At 71.5% G+C, this 13,500-nt stretch carries 16 protein-coding genes and 1 pseudogene; 9 read left to right on the plus strand and 8 right to left on the minus strand.

Annotation, left to right across the window (positions count from 1 at the left end; translation table 11 throughout):
• The 3 genes and pseudogenes from H0488_RS16410 to H0488_RS16420 form a co-directional block, all read right to left on the minus strand.
• Positions 1–549: pseudogene (locus tag H0488_RS16410) on the minus strand (hypothetical protein); the annotation flags it as partial.
• A 230-nt stretch (positions 550–779) separates the two neighbouring features.
• Positions 780–2,114 carry a D-arabinono-1,4-lactone oxidase gene (locus H0488_RS16415; RefSeq protein WP_246372321.1) on the minus strand — a complete coding sequence of 445 codons (1,335 nt, stop codon included), beginning with the start codon at positions 2,112–2,114 and terminating at the stop codon, positions 780–782.
• Positions 2,068–3,312 (minus strand): MFS transporter, encoded by a 1,245-nt coding sequence (locus H0488_RS16420; RefSeq protein WP_183100332.1) that lies wholly within the window; start codon positions 3,310–3,312, stop codon positions 2,068–2,070. The genes H0488_RS16415 and H0488_RS16420 overlap by 47 nt, the downstream gene beginning before the upstream one ends.
• 32 nt (positions 3,313–3,344) lie before the next feature.
• Between H0488_RS16420 and H0488_RS16425 the strand changes: the two genes are divergently transcribed.
• From H0488_RS16425 to H0488_RS16435, 3 genes are all read left to right on the plus strand, one after another.
• Positions 3,345–4,364, plus strand: coding sequence for a ferrochelatase (locus H0488_RS16425; protein WP_183100333.1), 1,020 nt, complete (start codon positions 3,345–3,347; stop codon positions 4,362–4,364).
• Complete coding sequence (locus tag H0488_RS16430; RefSeq protein WP_183100334.1) at positions 4,361–5,173, plus strand: inositol monophosphatase family protein; 813 nt, start codon at positions 4,361–4,363, stop codon at positions 5,171–5,173. Before H0488_RS16425 ends, H0488_RS16430 begins: the two co-directional genes overlap by 4 nt.
• A gap of 149 nt (positions 5,174–5,322) precedes the next feature.
• Positions 5,323–5,613: a DUF4193 domain-containing protein gene (locus H0488_RS16435; protein WP_149729861.1), complete on the plus strand. Its 291-nt coding sequence runs from the start codon at positions 5,323–5,325 to the stop codon at positions 5,611–5,613.
• A gap of 72 nt (positions 5,614–5,685) precedes the next feature.
• On the opposite strand, the gene H0488_RS16440 is transcribed toward H0488_RS16435, so the two are convergent.
• Entirely contained in the window at positions 5,686–5,979 is a 294-nt protein-coding gene (locus H0488_RS16440) for a DUF4235 domain-containing protein (RefSeq protein WP_183100335.1), read from the minus strand.
• A gap of 24 nt (positions 5,980–6,003) precedes the next feature.
• Entirely contained in the window at positions 6,004–6,465 is a 462-nt protein-coding gene (locus H0488_RS16445) for a DUF3093 domain-containing protein (RefSeq protein WP_183100336.1), read from the minus strand.
• Positions 6,466–6,522: 57 nt separating this feature from the next.
• Here H0488_RS16445 and dut point away from each other — a divergent pair, with 57 nt between their 5' ends.
• The 4 genes from dut to H0488_RS16465 are packed head-to-tail and all read left to right on the plus strand — an operon-like array spanning position 6,523 to position 8,898.
• Positions 6,523–6,999, plus strand: a complete 477-nt coding sequence (gene dut, locus H0488_RS16450; RefSeq protein WP_183100345.1) for a dUTP diphosphatase — start codon at positions 6,523–6,525, stop codon at positions 6,997–6,999.
• 13 nt (positions 7,000–7,012) lie between these two features.
• Positions 7,013–7,729 carry a DUF3710 domain-containing protein gene (locus tag H0488_RS16455; protein ID WP_183100337.1) on the plus strand — a complete coding sequence of 239 codons (717 nt, stop codon included), beginning with the start codon at positions 7,013–7,015 and terminating at the stop codon, positions 7,727–7,729.
• 9 nt (positions 7,730–7,738) lie between these two features.
• Positions 7,739–8,098 (plus strand): OB-fold nucleic acid binding domain-containing protein, encoded by a 360-nt coding sequence (locus H0488_RS16460; protein ID WP_183100338.1) that lies wholly within the window; start codon positions 7,739–7,741, stop codon positions 8,096–8,098.
• Between the two features lie 17 nt (positions 8,099–8,115).
• Positions 8,116–8,898, plus strand: a complete 783-nt coding sequence (locus tag H0488_RS16465; RefSeq protein ID WP_312856386.1) for a DUF3159 domain-containing protein — start codon at positions 8,116–8,118, stop codon at positions 8,896–8,898.
• Between the two features lie 6 nt (positions 8,899–8,904).
• Here the strand turns inward: H0488_RS16465 and H0488_RS16470 are convergent, their stop codons facing one another.
• Genes H0488_RS16470 through H0488_RS16480 form a run of 3 tightly spaced genes read right to left on the minus strand, consistent with a single transcriptional unit; the run spans position 8,905 to position 11,259 of the window.
• A complete protein-coding gene (locus H0488_RS16470) occupies positions 8,905–9,576 on the minus strand; it encodes a potassium channel family protein (protein ID WP_183100339.1) in 672 nt (223 codons plus the stop codon).
• A gap of 31 nt (positions 9,577–9,607) precedes the next feature.
• Entirely contained in the window at positions 9,608–10,273 is a 666-nt protein-coding gene (locus tag H0488_RS16475) for a potassium channel family protein (RefSeq protein ID WP_183100340.1), read from the minus strand.
• Positions 10,274–10,311: 38 nt separating this feature from the next.
• A complete protein-coding gene (locus H0488_RS16480; protein ID WP_183100341.1) occupies positions 10,312–11,259 on the minus strand; it encodes a helix-turn-helix domain-containing protein in 948 nt (315 codons plus the stop codon).
• 87 nt (positions 11,260–11,346) lie between these two features.
• Here H0488_RS16480 and H0488_RS16485 point away from each other — a divergent pair, with 87 nt between their 5' ends.
• Both H0488_RS16485 and H0488_RS16490 read left to right on the plus strand, forming a co-directional pair.
• A complete protein-coding gene (locus tag H0488_RS16485) occupies positions 11,347–11,637 on the plus strand; it encodes a hypothetical protein (RefSeq protein WP_183100342.1) in 291 nt (96 codons plus the stop codon).
• Positions 11,638–11,667: 30 nt separating this feature from the next.
• On the plus strand, positions 11,668–13,500 hold a 1,833-nt coding region (locus H0488_RS16490), incomplete at its 3' end, for an APC family permease (protein WP_312856387.1).

Consider the following 13,500-nt stretch of genomic DNA (forward strand, 5'->3'; position numbering starts at 1 on the left):
GCGGCGTTCCTCCGCGGTCTGGGGGTCGAACCTGTCGATCGCCTCAGCGACCAGGCGTTCGACCTGGACCCAGGTGCAGGTCGGGAGCGCGAAGGCCAGGTTGCGGTCCACGAACGCTGCTGCCTCCGCGGTCAGGGTGCGGGTGAGGTCGGCGACCCGCAGCGCTTTCCACACCGGGACCTTCCCGGCATACACGGCGTCGCGGACCCGCGGGAGCCGCCAGCCGCACTCGATGACCTTCCCGACATGGTCCCGGCCACCGTCCAGGGACCGGCCCAGGGTCGCGACCAGCTCGCTCAACCCGAACTCCGACACCAGGGGTGCGCCGGGGCCCGCGATCGGGATCCCCGTATCGACATAGCTGTCGCGGATCGTCGCGGCGCCCTCAAGATCGTCGACCACGCTCGCATCAGCCCAGGCGATGATCGTCTTGAACTGGTCGATCTCGGCGTTGCGCTGGACCAGCACGTGGGAGGCGAGGTCGCGCAGCAGCTCAGCGGTGGACCGGCCATCCGATCCCACCGCCCAACCACTCCGCGTCTGTTTCATAAAGAACATTCAACACGAGGGCGCCGACACAACCCGCACGCCGGGAGCCTGGCTGTGGAGAACCGGCTGGGGGTCTCGTGACGGTCGCTGCGCGACCTCCTCGACCAACGACGTGGCGGCGTGAGGGGTCTCGTGACGGTCGCTGCGCGACCTCCTCGACCAACGAGGTGGCGGCGACCTCCTCGACCACCGACGTGAGGGCGGCCTCCTCGACCACCGGCGTGGGGGTGTCAGCTGCCGAGGACGCGCCGCAGATAGTCGTTGGTGAAGACCCGGGTGGGGTCGAGGCGGTCGCGGAGGGTGAGGAAGTCGTCGAACCGCGGGTAGAGGGGGGCGAGGCTGGCGGCGTCGCGGGTGTGGAGCTTGCCCCAGTGCGGGCGGCCGTCGTGGTCCCTCATCACCGCCTCCATGAGGGCGAAGTAGCGGGCGTGGTCGGTGCGCTGGTGGACGTGGAAGGCCAGGTAGAGCGTGTCGCGGTCGTACGCCGTCGACAGGGGTACGTCGTCGGCGGGCGCCACGCGGATCTCGATCGGGAACGAGACGGTCAGCCCGGACGCGTCCAGCACCCGGCGGACCTCGGTGAGCGCGGCGAGGCCGGCTGCGCGGGGGACGGCATACTCCATCTCGCGGAACACCACGCGCCGCTCGCTCACGAAGACCTTGTGGGCGAGGTCGGTGTAGGTGCGGGCGCCGAGCATCCGGGAGGCGAACCGGTTGGCCGCGGGGATCGCCCGCGGGGCCCGGTTGAGCGCGGCCGTCTGGAGGCCGAAGACGGTGTTGGACAGGAAGTCGTCGTCGAGCCGGTGGCGCCACCGGGGGAGCGGTGCGGCCAGTGACAGGTCGGTGCCCAGCCGGGTGTTGCGCTTGGTGAGCAGCCGGTCGGTGTGGGGAAACCAGTACATGTCCACGTGGTCGTGGTCGGAGACCAGCTCGTCGAAGGTGGCCAGGCCCTCGTCCCACGACAGCGGGCGCTCCTCGGCGCGCAGCAGGAAGAGCGGCTCGACCGAGAACGTGATCGACACCAGGACGCCGAGCGCGCCGAGCCCGACGCGAGCGAGGTCCAGGACGTCCGGGTGCTCGGTGGCCGACAGCCGCAGCAGCTCGCCCGTCCCGGTGACCAGCTCGAGCCCCACCACCTGAGCGGCGAGCCCCGCGGCCCGACCGCCGGTCCCGTGGGTGCCCGTCGAGATCGCGCCGGCCAGCGTCTGCTCGGCGATGTCACCCATGTTGTGCAGGCTGAGCCCGAGCCTCTCGAGCTCGGCGTTGAGCACCTTCAGCTGGGTGCCGGCGAGCGCGGTGACGGTCATCGCCTCCCGGTCGACCGCGGTGATGCCCTTCAAGCCACCCGGGAGCAGCAGGGTGTGCTCGGGACGGGCGATGCCGGTGAAGCTGTGGCCGGTGCCGGCGACCTTGACGGTCTCGCCGCGGTCGGCCGCGCGTCGTACCTCGGCGACGATCTCGTCGACGCTCCTCGGGGTGACCGCGCGCAGGCCGCGCGCGCTCTCCAGCCCCGCCCAGTTACGCCAGGTGGCGCTCGACCCCGCCGGCATCTGCGACCTCGTCATGGGACGGCACGGTAGCGGGAGCGCGGGTGGCGAGTGCGGCCACCAGGGCGAGTACGCCGCCCGCGGCCGAGACGAGGTACGCGGCCGATGCGCCCGATGCGTCGATCACGACGCCCGCGAGCGCGGCACCCGGCGCCAGGCCGAGCGCGATCCCGGTCTGCAGGAGCATCATTCCCTCGGTCAGCCGCGCCGGTGGCAGCACCTTCTCAGCGAGCGACATCGCGGCGATCAGCGTGGGGGAGATGGCGAAGCCGCCGACCAGCAGCACCAGCCCCATGACCGGGATCGAAGGCACCAGCGCGAGCGGCGCCATCGCGGCCGCCATGCCGAGGGCACCCCAGCGGAGCCGCACCAGCGGGCCCTGTCGCCAGGCGATCGCACCGGAGATCAGGCCGGCCACCAGGCTGCCGAACGCCCACACCGCCAGCAGGAAGCCGGCCGCACCCTGGCGGCCCTCCTCCTCGGAGAAGGCGACGGTGCTGACCTCGGCGGCACCGAAGAGAACGCCGAGGGAGAACGTGAGCAGGGTGAGGGTGCCGACCGAGAACCACGGCATGGCGGGGCGGACCGCGCCTGCCTCAGGAGCGGGGTGCACCCGAGGCTCGGTGGACCGGAGCCCGGCGAAGACGTAGGTGCCGACCAGGCCGAACGCGAGCGCCGCGCTGAGACCGGCGACGGGGTGCACGCCGGTCGCGAGCATCGTCACGATGATCGGGCCGAGCAGGAACACGGTCTCGTCGGCGACCGCCTCGAAGGAGAACGCCGTGTGCAGACCGGCGGGGTCGTCCTTGAGGGCGTGCGACCACCGGGCACGGACGCAGGTCCCGACCGACGGCAGAGAGGCTCCGGCGATCGCGGCCAGGAGGTACGTCGTCCAGACCGGCCACTCCCTCGTCAGCGACAGCATCGCCGTCGCGAGACCTGCGCCCCACACGGTGATGAGGAGCGGCAGCACCCGGGCCTGCCCGAGCCGGTCGAGAAGTCGACCCTGGGGCACCGCGAACGCGGCGTTGGCGATCAGCGCCACGGCCGAGACCGCGCCGGCGAAGGCGTACGAGCCGGTCTCGTGCTCGGCGAGCAGCACGATGCCGAGACCCACCATCGAGATGGGCAGCCGCGCCACCAGGCCGGTCAGGCTGAACAGCGCGGTGGCCGGCGTGAAGATGCGGCGGTAGGGGGCGATGGCGGTCGTGATCATGACGTGCCGATGGTCCTCCCTACGATGGTCGGGTGACGAATCCCGAGCCTTCGGCTCCCACCCAGGCGTACGACGCGATCCTGCTGCTGAGCTTCGGCGGACCGGAGGGGCCCGACGACGTCGTACCGTTCCTCGAGAACGTCACCCGCGGCCGCGGCATTCCGCGCGAACGGCTCGCCCAGGTCGGCCAGCACTACTTCCTGTTCGGTGGGAAGTCGCCGATCAACGACCAGAACAAGGCGCTCATCGCCGCGCTCGAGGCCGACCTCGCCGCCGCGGGCATCGACCTCCCGGTCTACTGGGGCAACCGCAACTGGGACCCGTTCCTCGTCGACACCGTGCGCCAGATGGCGGCCGACGGCCGGCGTCGGGTCGCCTGCGTGGCGACCAGTGCCTACTCGTCGTGGTCCGGCTGTCGTCAGTACCGCGACAACATCGAGGCCGCGGTCGCGGAGGTTCCGGACGCTCCCCGCATCGACAAGGTGCGGTGGTTCGCCCACCACCCCGGATTCGTCGCCGCGGTCGTCGACCGCACCGTGGAGGCGCTCTCGGCGCTGCCGACGGAACTGCAGGACGACGCGCGCCTGGTCTTCGTGACGCACTCGATCCCGATCACGATGAACGACGAGAGCGGGCCCGACGGCGGGGCCTACCTCGCCCAGCACCTCGACGTGGCCGCAGCGGTGGCGGAGCGGGTCGCCGCAGCGACCGGCCGCGACCGCCTGCACGAGCTGGTCTTCTGCTCCCGGAGCGGCTCGCCGCACACCCCGTGGCTCGAGCCCGACGTGAACGACCGGCTCGAGGAGCTGGCGGGCGAGGGCGTCCGGGCCGTGGTCCTGGTGCCGGTCGGGTTCGTGTCCGACCACATGGAGGTCGTCTACGACCTCGACACCGAGGCGCTGGCCACGGCGGAGAGGCTCGGCATCGAGGCGCGCCGGGCCGGTACGGCGGGCGTGGACCCGCGGTTCGTGGCTGCGCTGCGCGAGCTGGCGCTGGAGCAGCCGATCGAGGCCTGCCCCGCGCACTGCTGCCTGCCGCGGTCGACCTCGTGACCGCGCCGCCACGGGAGCTCGCGGATCTCGCGTTGGGCACCGCGCGGGAGGCCGCCGTCCTCATCCGTGCGTACGCCGCCCGCGGGGTGGCCGTCGAGGCCACGAAGTCCAGCGAGGTCGACGTCGTCACCCTGGCCGACCGGGCGGCCGAGGACCTGATCCGGGCGCGGCTGCTCTCGGCCCGTCCGGACGACTCGCTCCTGGGCGAGGAGGGCGACGACGTCGCCGGGTCCAGCGGGGTGCGGTGGATCGTCGACCCGATCGACGGCACCGTGAACTTCCTCTACGGCCTGCAGGAGTTCGCGGTCTCGATCGCGGCCGAGGTCGACGGCGAGGTCGTCGCCGGGGTCGTGCTCGACGCGGCCAACGACCGGGCCTACGTCGGGTTCGTCGACGCCGACCTGCCCGGTGGGGGCTCAGCGACCCGCGACGGCGCCGCGCTGGCCGTGCGCGGGCCGGCGCCGGTGAGCCAGCGGCTGCTCGCGACCGGCTTCTCGTACAGCGCCGAGAAGCGCGCCGTCCAGGCGGCCGCGACCGCGCGCCTGCTGCCGCTCGTGCGGGACATCCGCCGCCACGGATCCTGCGCGCTGGAGCTGTGCCACGTCGCCGAGGGCGCGCTCGACGGCTACCTCGAGGAGGGCGTCAACCTCTGGGACTACGCCGCAGGCGGGCTCATCGCGAGGCTCGCCGGAGCCCGGCTCGTCGTGCTCCCCGGCGCCGGCGGGACGGACCTGGTGGTCTGCGGCCCCGGTCATGGCTTCGACGACCTCGTCGAGCTCGCCGGCAGCACCGGATTCACCCGGGAATAGCCGGCGCCGGAACGCTGTTTCGACGACTCGCCCGCCCCCGCTGTTTCGCGGGGCTCCGGGATAGTGCACAATCTGCCGCGCCGATCAGAACTTCGCCGGTCCGGGGCGGGGAGGGCTGATCGACCGCGACCGAGGAGGAGGGCAGCGTCATGGCGACCGATTACGACGCACCGCGCAAGAACGAGGACGAGCAGTCCGAGGAGAGCATCGAAGAGCTCAAGGCGCGCCGCCACGACAAGAACTCGGGGAAGGTCGACGAGGACGAGACCGAGGCTGCAGAGTCCTTCGAGCTGCCCGGCGCCGACCTCTCCCACGAGGAGCTGGCCGTCGAGGTGAAGCCCAAGCAGGAGGACGAGTTCACCTGCATGAGCTGCTTCCTGGTGCACCACCGCAGCCAGTTGGCCGACCCCAAGAAGATGATCTGCCGCGACTGCGCCTGACCTGCCGGCCGTCTTGGCCCTCGGCAGCCTCAGCCGAAGCGAAACGTCAACCGCGAGCCCGCTCGGCCGGTTCTACTGGCCGTCCCTGCGGAGCGGCGGCGGGAGGGCCCCGGTCGACTTGCGGTAGTAGTCGGCTGCGCGGCGCTGTGCGTACATCTTGGCCAGCGCCACCGCGGCGCCGGTCGTCGCGGCCCACGCCACCGCCTCCCACAGGTCGATGTCGGGGTCTGCCGGGTTCTCCGGCGGCTTCTTCCCGGTGCTGACCTGCCACGACTTGTCGATCGCCTTCCGCGCCGCAGCGGCACCCCCGAGCGCCGCGACCAGCGAGAACACCGACCAGATCTTGGAACCGTCGCCCTTTGCCATGGGACGACCCTATCCAGTGCTTGCTCAGCGGGACCGGGGCAGGGCGGCCAGGGCGTCCGCCAGGGCCTCGGGGTTGCGCGAGCTGACCAGCCAGTACGGCGTCGGGTCGGCCGGGTCGACCACCTCGACGCGCACCGCACGGTGCACGTAGGGCCGCAGCAGCAGGTAGGCGCGCGCGTCCGCGTCCCGTCCGGCCACCAGGCGGGTCTGCTCGGCGTCGAGCGCCGCGACCTCGCCGACGTGCTCGGCCTCGATCCGGGCGCGGCCGGCCTGGAACCAGCCGTCGCGCACGATCACCCGGGCGTCGCCGTACCAGAAGAGCGCGAGCGCGAGCAGGCCGAGCGCCAGTGCCGTGACCACCCAGGCCGTCGGACCCGGGACGGCGACCACGACCGTCAGCCACAGGGTGGCCACGAGCATCGTGCCCTGGGCCCACCAACGCAGGGGCACGGCGAGGCGCTCGTCGTACTCGGGGCCGGTGCTCACGGGAGGAAGGATCCCATCCGGGTCCGGAGGGCACCTCTATAGGGTCGGTCCGTGCCTATGGACCCCGACCAGACCGCCGACCTGGAGATCCCGGTCACCCTGCTCGACGCCGACCTGCCGCTGCCCTCGTACGCGCACCCGGGTGACGCCGGGGCCGACCTGGTGACGACCGTCGACGTGGTGCTCGCGCCCGGTGAGCGGATGCTGGTTCCCACCGGTGTCGCGATCGCGCTGCCCGACGGCTACGTCGCGCTGGTGCACCCCCGCAGCGGCCTGGCCGCACGGCACGGACTGTCGATCGTCAACACCCCCGGCACCATCGACGCGGGCTACCGGGGCGAGATCAAGGTACTGCTCATCAACCACGACCCCGTCGAGCCGATCGTGCTCAGCCGCGGCGACCGGATCGCCCAGCTCGTGGTCCAGCGGTTCGAGCGCGCCCGGTTCGTGGCCGTTGTCGACCTTCCCGAAAGCGTGCGAGGCACTGGCGGCTACGGTTCTACTGGAGGCTTCGGCCCTCCGAGTCAGCTGTGAAGGAGAACAACCAGTGAGGTTCCGTCGCAAGTCCGACGCGACCGGTCCCGAGGACACGACCGAGGCCGCCGTCGACGAGCTCGACGACGCGGCACCGGACGGGTCCGACGACCCGGCCCACGAGTCCTCCGGGGACTCCGTCGCGGGTCCCTACGACGCCGACGACCTGCCGGACGACGCCCAGTGGGTCGACCTCGGCTCCCTGCTCGTCGCGCCTGTGAAGGGCCGCGACCTCCGGGTGCAGATCGACGAGAAGTCCGGTGCCGTGAAGTCGGTGGTGCTGGCCGGCAAGGACGGTGCTGTCGAGCTGCGCGCCTACGCCGCCCCCCGCAACGGAGACCTGTGGAGCGAGGTGCGGCCGCAGATCGCGGCCGACGCCGCCCGCCGCGGCGGCACGGCCACCGAGCACGACGGGCCGTTCGGGACCGAGCTGTACTGCGAGATCCAGGTCAAGACCGCCGAGGGCAAGACCGGCAACCAGACGTCCCGGGTGGTCGGTTTCAACGGGCCGCGGTGGCTGCTGCGCGCCACCTTCCTCGGCCGACCCGCGCGTGATCCGGAGGCGCTCGCCGAGTGGCGAACCGCGATCACGTCGGTCGCCGTCCGCCGGGGCGCTCAGGCGATGCCGGTCGGGGAGCAGCTCCCGCTGACGCTGCCCGAGGAGGTCAAGGCCGCGCAGGCCGAGGCGGCCGCCAAGGCCGCGGCCCAGGAACAGCAAGCCCAGGCCTGAGGAGGGCACGTGGCGACGAAGAGCCGACTGCGGCGCACGATCAGTCGTTGGGCGAGCCCGGCCGAGGCCGAGGCGCGCGACCTGCGGCGGACCTTCGCGAGCAGCGGTGTCGTCAGCGTCGCCGAAGCGCCGTCCCGCACGCCGGTCCAGCTGCGCGGCACCCTCCGCACCGTCACCCTGCGCCCGCGCGGCGGTGTGCCGGCCCTCGAGGCCGAGCTGTACGACGGCACCGGCACCCTGACGATCATCTGGCTCGGTCGCCGCCGGATCGCCGGCATCGGGCCCGGCCGCGCGATCGAGGTCGCCGGCCGGATCGGCGAGCACGACGGGCAGCGGGTGCTCTACAACCCGCGCTACGAGCTCCTGTGAGCGCGGAGGACAAGGCCGTGGCGGACCCAGCCGGCGAGGAGCACCCGGTCGACGCCGACCGGCCGGCCGACGAGGACCACTCCCTGACGACCGCGGCCGCGAGGAAGCTCGGCGTCGACACGGTCGAGGCGCTGGTGCGTCATCAGCTCTCCGCGTCGCTCGGCGGCAAGCGCGGCATGCTCGAGGCGGCGATCCCGGGGATCATCTTCACCGCGATCTGGCTGCCCACGAAGAACCTCCAGGCGGCGCTCGTGGCCAGCCTTGCCGTCGCGGGGCTGGCGCTCGTCGTACGCCTGGTCCAGCGCAGCTCGATGCAGTACGTCTTCAACGCGCTGTTCGGGATCGGCCTCGGCTGGGTGTTCGTGCGCTGGGCCGAGTCGTCCGGCGGGTCGGAGTCGGACCAGGCGCTCGCGTTCTTCCTGCCCGGCATCCTGATCAGCCTCGGCTACACCATCGTGATGAGCACGTCGTGCATCGTGCGCTGGCCGGTACTGGGCTTCATGCTGGGCGTCGCGACCGACGACCCGACCGGGTGGCACGACAACGACCAGGTGGTCCGGCTGTGCAGCCGGCTGACCTGGGTGATGCTGCTGCCCGGCGCGGTCGGGGTGCTGCTCCAGGGCCCGGTGTGGCTCGCCGGCTACTACGGGACGATCGACGCCGATGTCGCGGTGGTGGTGATCGCGGTGCTGCGCACCGGTCTCGGCTGGGCGCTCCGGATCGGGTCGTGGGCGCTGATGGTCTGGCTGCTCGCCCGCAACGCAACCCCGCTCGAGGTGGCGGACCAGCCGGCGGACTAGCGATCGTCAGCTGGGGTGGCTGACGGGCGCGAGCACCTTCTCCAGCTCGTCCTCGGCCTCGGCGGGCACGACGAACAGCAGCTCGTCGCCGGCCTCGACCGGCTGCTCCGGCGTGGGCACGTAGACCTGGCCGTCGCGGAGGATGGTCACCAGCGCGCAGTTCTCGGGAACGGGGATCAGCCCGGAGGCCTTGCCGACGAACGGCGAGTCCGCGGGCAATGTCATCTCGACCAGGTTGGCGTTGCCCTGTCGGAAGGTGAAGAGCCGCACCAGGTCGCCGACGGAGACCGCCTCCTCGACCAGCGCGGACATGATCCGCGGCGTCGACACGTTGACGTCGACGCCCCACGCCTCTGTGAACAGCCACTCGTTGTTGGGGTGATTGACCCGGCCGACGGTGCGGGGGACACCGAACTCGGTCTTCGCGAGCAGCGAGGTGACCAGGTTGGCCTTGTCGTCGCCGGTCGCGGCGATCACGACGTCGCACTTGTCGAGCCGTGCCTCCTCCAGGGAGGACAGCTCACAGCTGTCGGCCAGCAGCCACTCCGCGTTGGGAACCCGCTCGGGGTGGATCGACGACGGGGACTTGTCGATGAGCAGCACCTCGTGGCCGTTCTCGATCAGCTCACGGGCGATGGACCGGCCCACGGCACCGGCGCCGGCGATGGCGACTCGCATGTCCGTCCCTCCTCAGTCCCTGTCAGTCCGGTCAGTCATTGTGCTCGGGGCCGGCGTCGAGCACGTCGTAGGCGCGGCCGGCGTTCTCCTCGCGGACGACGACGTGCAGCAGGTCGCCCTCCTGGATGATGCTGTCGCGGGTGGGCAGCATGCCCTCGCCGAGCCGGTCGATCCACGCGACCCGGGCCCGTGCCTGCTCCTGGAACGCGCCGACGGACGCGCCGACCCAGATCTCGGGCACCATCATGTGATCCATCCTGATGGTGCCGGACGGGTCGCGGAAGTCGGGCTCCGCGCCGGCCGGCAGCAGCCGGCGCAGCACCTGGTCGGCGGTCCACTTCACCGTGGCCACCGTGGTGATGCCGAGCCGCTGGTAGACCTCGGCGCGGCCGGGGTCGTAGATCCGTGCGACGACCTGCTGGATGCCGAAGGTCTCGCGCGCGACGCGGGCGGCGATGATGTTGGAGTTGTCACCGCTCGAGACCGCGGCGAAGGCGTCCGCGCGGCGGATGCCGGCCTTCTCGAGCACCTGCTGGTCGAAGCCCATGCCGGCGACCTTGTCGCCGTTGAAGCCGGGGCCGAGCCTGCGGAACGAGTCGGGCTCGCTGTCGATCACAGCCACCGTGTGGTTGCGGTCCTCCAGGCTTCGGGCGAGCGTCGAGCCGACGCGGCCGCAGCCCATGATCACGACGTGCACGATCCGAACGCTATAGCAGCCGTGGGTGGTTAGTCCGATCAGGCACCCAACGCCCTCGAGACGAGGACGTGACGGGTGGGGGCGCCGGTCTTGGCGAGGAGCGCCTTGAGGTGGTCCTCGGCCGTGGTGCGGGCGATGACGAGCAGGTCGGCCACCTGGCGGGTGTCGAGTCCGTGGACCGCGAGGTCGAGCACCTCGGTCTCGCGCGGGGAGAGCCCGTGCACGCGGGCGAACAGGTCGGTGCGCTCGTCGGCCGTCGACGGAGCGATCGAGATCGCGATGTCCTCGCCTAGCCTCGCTGCCCGCACGGTGACCCAGCGGTTGCCGCCGAGGTGCACCCGGGCCGACGGTTCGGACGGCCAGCGGCCGGCCTCGACGGCGAGGAGCGCCGCCCCGGTGTTGAAGGCAGCGGCCGGGATCGGCGACATCGGCTCGTCCGGGGGCAGCAGCCGGAGCAGGGCCGCCGCGGCGGCGTCGGTCTGCTCGCGGACCCGCAGCGTCGCGTCGAGCACGACGACGCCGGGCTCGACCTTGGCCAGGTCGCCGGCGTCGGCGAGGAAGGTGCGCGCGGCGGCGGCGCGGAGCCCCGAGGTGATGGTCGGCGCCAGCTGCTCGAGGAGCGCCCGGTCGCGGCGGTCGTACGACCCGGCGGTGCGCCAGAGCTCGAGGAAACCCCACGTGCCGTAGCGATCACGGAACGTGACGAGCGCGGTGTCGGTGACGCCGAGGCCGGCCAGCTGCGCGCGCCACTCCGCCGGGCCGTCGGCGAGGTAGCGCCCGCGGATCAGGTCGGGCAGCTGCTCCCACGGCAGCATCGGGACCGTGGCGTGCGGCGAGCTGCCGACGCCCGTCACCGGGTCGGTGAGCGCGAAGACGTGCCCGTCGAACGGGAGCCGCTCGTGGAGGAGCGAGACCAAGCGCTCCCTGAGCACGCGGTCGGTGAGGTCCTGGGAGCAGATGGTCCCGACCCGGACGAGCAGGTCCACGTCGGCAGCCTACGGCCGCAGGACCGACCGCAGATCCCCCGATCTCGGGGATGTTCGCCGGTGCCGGCGACGACCCACGCTGACGGCATGACCACCTTGCACATCGACAACACCGTCCACGACTACGACTCCTGGAAGGCAGCGTTCGACCGCTACGAGGCGTTCCGCAAGGAGCGCGGGGTGCGGTCCTACCGGATCGCCCGCGACGCGGCCGACCCCCGGCGGGTCCTGGTCGACCTCGACTTCGACGATGCCGGAGCCGCGGCCGAGTTCGGCGCTGCGCTGCGGAGGATCTGGGCGACACCGCTGTCGCAGCAGCAGTTGATCAGCCACCGCGATCCGGTCGTGCTCGACGTCGTGGTGCACCAGACGCTCTGATCGACCTCCCATGCCCTAACGTTGTCGCCCGTGGGTGTCGGCGACGTCTCGAAGCGGATTCTGCTCGGGCGCAAGCTCAGGAGCGCTCAGCTGGGGGAGACACTCCTTCCCAAGCGGATCGCGCTTCCGGTGTTCGCAAGTGACGCCCTGTCGTCGGTGGCCTACGCCCCGGACGAGGTCTTCATCATGCTGGCGATCGCCGGCGCGTCGACCTACGTCTGGTCGTGGAAGGTCGCGATCGCCGTCGCGCTGGTGATGGCCGCGGTGATCGCGTCGTACCGGCAGACAGTGCACGCCTACCCGTCGGGCGGTGGCGACTACGAGGTCGCGACCGTCAACCTCGGGAAGACGGCCGGCACCACCGTTGCCAGCGCGCTGCTGGTCGACTACGTCCTCACCGTCGCGGTGTCGATCTCAGCCGCCTCGCAGTACGCCGCCGCGGCGATCCCGGCGTTCTTCGACCACGAGGTGATCGTCGCGGTCGTGATGGTCGTGCTGCTGACCGCGATGAACCTGCGCGGCATCCGCGAGTCGGGCTCGTTCTTCGCCGTCCCGACGTACCTGTTCATGTTCGCCATCCTCGGCATGTGCCTGTACGCCTTCTTCCAGATGGCCACCGGCACGCTGCCGGACGTCGAGAGCGCCGACCTCGAGATCATCCCCGACGAGGGCTGGGACCAGCCGCTGACGACGATCGGCCTGATGTTCCTGCTGGCCCGGGCGTTCTCCTCCGGGTGCGCGGCGCTGACCGGTGTCGAGGCGATCTCCAACGGGGTGCCGGCGTTCCGGCGGCCGAAGAGCAAGAACGCCGCGACCACGCTCCTGCTGCTCGGCATGATCGCCATCACGATGATGGTGAGCGTCATCGTCCTGGCCAAGCAGATGGGCCTGAAGTACGTCGACCCGCACGACCTCGACAAGCTCACCCGCAACGGCGAGCCGCTGCCCGACGACTTCGACCAGCACACCGTGATCGCCCAGATCGCGCGCGCCGTGTTCGCCGACTTCAGCCCCGGCTTCTACTTCGTCGTCACCGTGACCGGCGTGATCCTGGTGCTCGCCGCCAACACCGCGTTCAACGGCTTCCCCGTGCTCGGGTCGATCCTGGCCAAGGACGGCTACGCGCCGCGCGCCCTCGGCTCCCGGGGCGACCGGCTCGCGTACAGCAACGGCATCGTCTTCCTCGCCGTGATGGCGATCGCGCTGATCATCGCCTTCGACGCGGAGACGACCAAGCTGATCCAGCTCTACATCGTCGGCGTGTTCGTGTCGTTCAACCTCAGCCAGCTCGGCATGATCCGGCACTGGACGCGGGCGTTGGCCACCGAGCGCGATCCCGCCCAGCGCCGGCGGATGTTCAACTCCCGGATCATCAACTCGATCGGGCTGACGTTCACCGCGGTGGTGCTGGTCGTCGTGCTGATCACGAAGTTCCTCGCAGGTGCCTGGATCACGATCCTGGCGATGGGCTTCTTCTTCGTGATCATGCGCGGGATCAAGGGTCACTATGACTCGGTCGCGCTGGAGCTCGCGGCCGATGAGACGGACAAGGCGCTGCCGACCCGGGTGCACGCGATCGTGCTGGTGTCCAAGCTCCACAAGCCGACCCTGCGCGCGCTGGCCTTCGCCAAGGCGACCCGGCCGAACTCGCTCGAAGGCGTCTACGTCTCCGTCGACAACGCCGACACCGCGCGGCTGCTGGAGGAGTGGGACGAGCGAAACATGGGCGTCCCGCTCAAGGTCCTGCACTCGCCGTACCGCGAGGTGGTCAAGCCGATCGTCGAGTACGCCGTCGCCATCAGGGGGGCCAACCCGCGTGCCGTGGTCGCCGTCTACATCCCGGAGTACGTCGTCGGTCGGTGG

Origin of the sequence: Nocardioides pelophilus, from assembly GCF_014180685.1 — a bacterium.
In the GTDB taxonomy this organism is placed as follows: domain Bacteria; phylum Actinomycetota; class Actinomycetes; order Propionibacteriales; family Nocardioidaceae; genus Nocardioides; species Nocardioides pelophilus.

Bases quoted from the DNA above. Each gene is read 5' to 3' on its own strand.
- H0488_RS16415 (WP_246372321.1), bottom strand. From the start codon at position 2,114: ATGACGAGGTCGCAGATGCCGGCGGGGTCGAGCGCCACCTGGCGTAAC.
- H0488_RS16420 (WP_183100332.1), bottom strand. From the start codon at position 3,312: ATGATCACGACCGCCATCGCCCCCTACCGCCGCATCTTCACGCCGGCC.
- H0488_RS16435 (WP_149729861.1), top strand. From the start codon at position 5,323: ATGGCGACCGATTACGACGCACCGCGCAAGAACGAGGACGAGCAGTCC.
- H0488_RS16440 (WP_183100335.1), bottom strand. From the start codon at position 5,979: ATGGCAAAGGGCGACGGTTCCAAGATCTGGTCGGTGTTCTCGCTGGTC.
- dut (WP_183100345.1), top strand. From the start codon at position 6,523: ATGGACCCCGACCAGACCGCCGACCTGGAGATCCCGGTCACCCTGCTC.
- H0488_RS16470 (WP_183100339.1), bottom strand. From the start codon at position 9,576: ATGCGAGTCGCCATCGCCGGCGCCGGTGCCGTGGGCCGGTCCATCGCC.
- H0488_RS16485 (WP_183100342.1), top strand. From the start codon at position 11,347: ATGACCACCTTGCACATCGACAACACCGTCCACGACTACGACTCCTGG.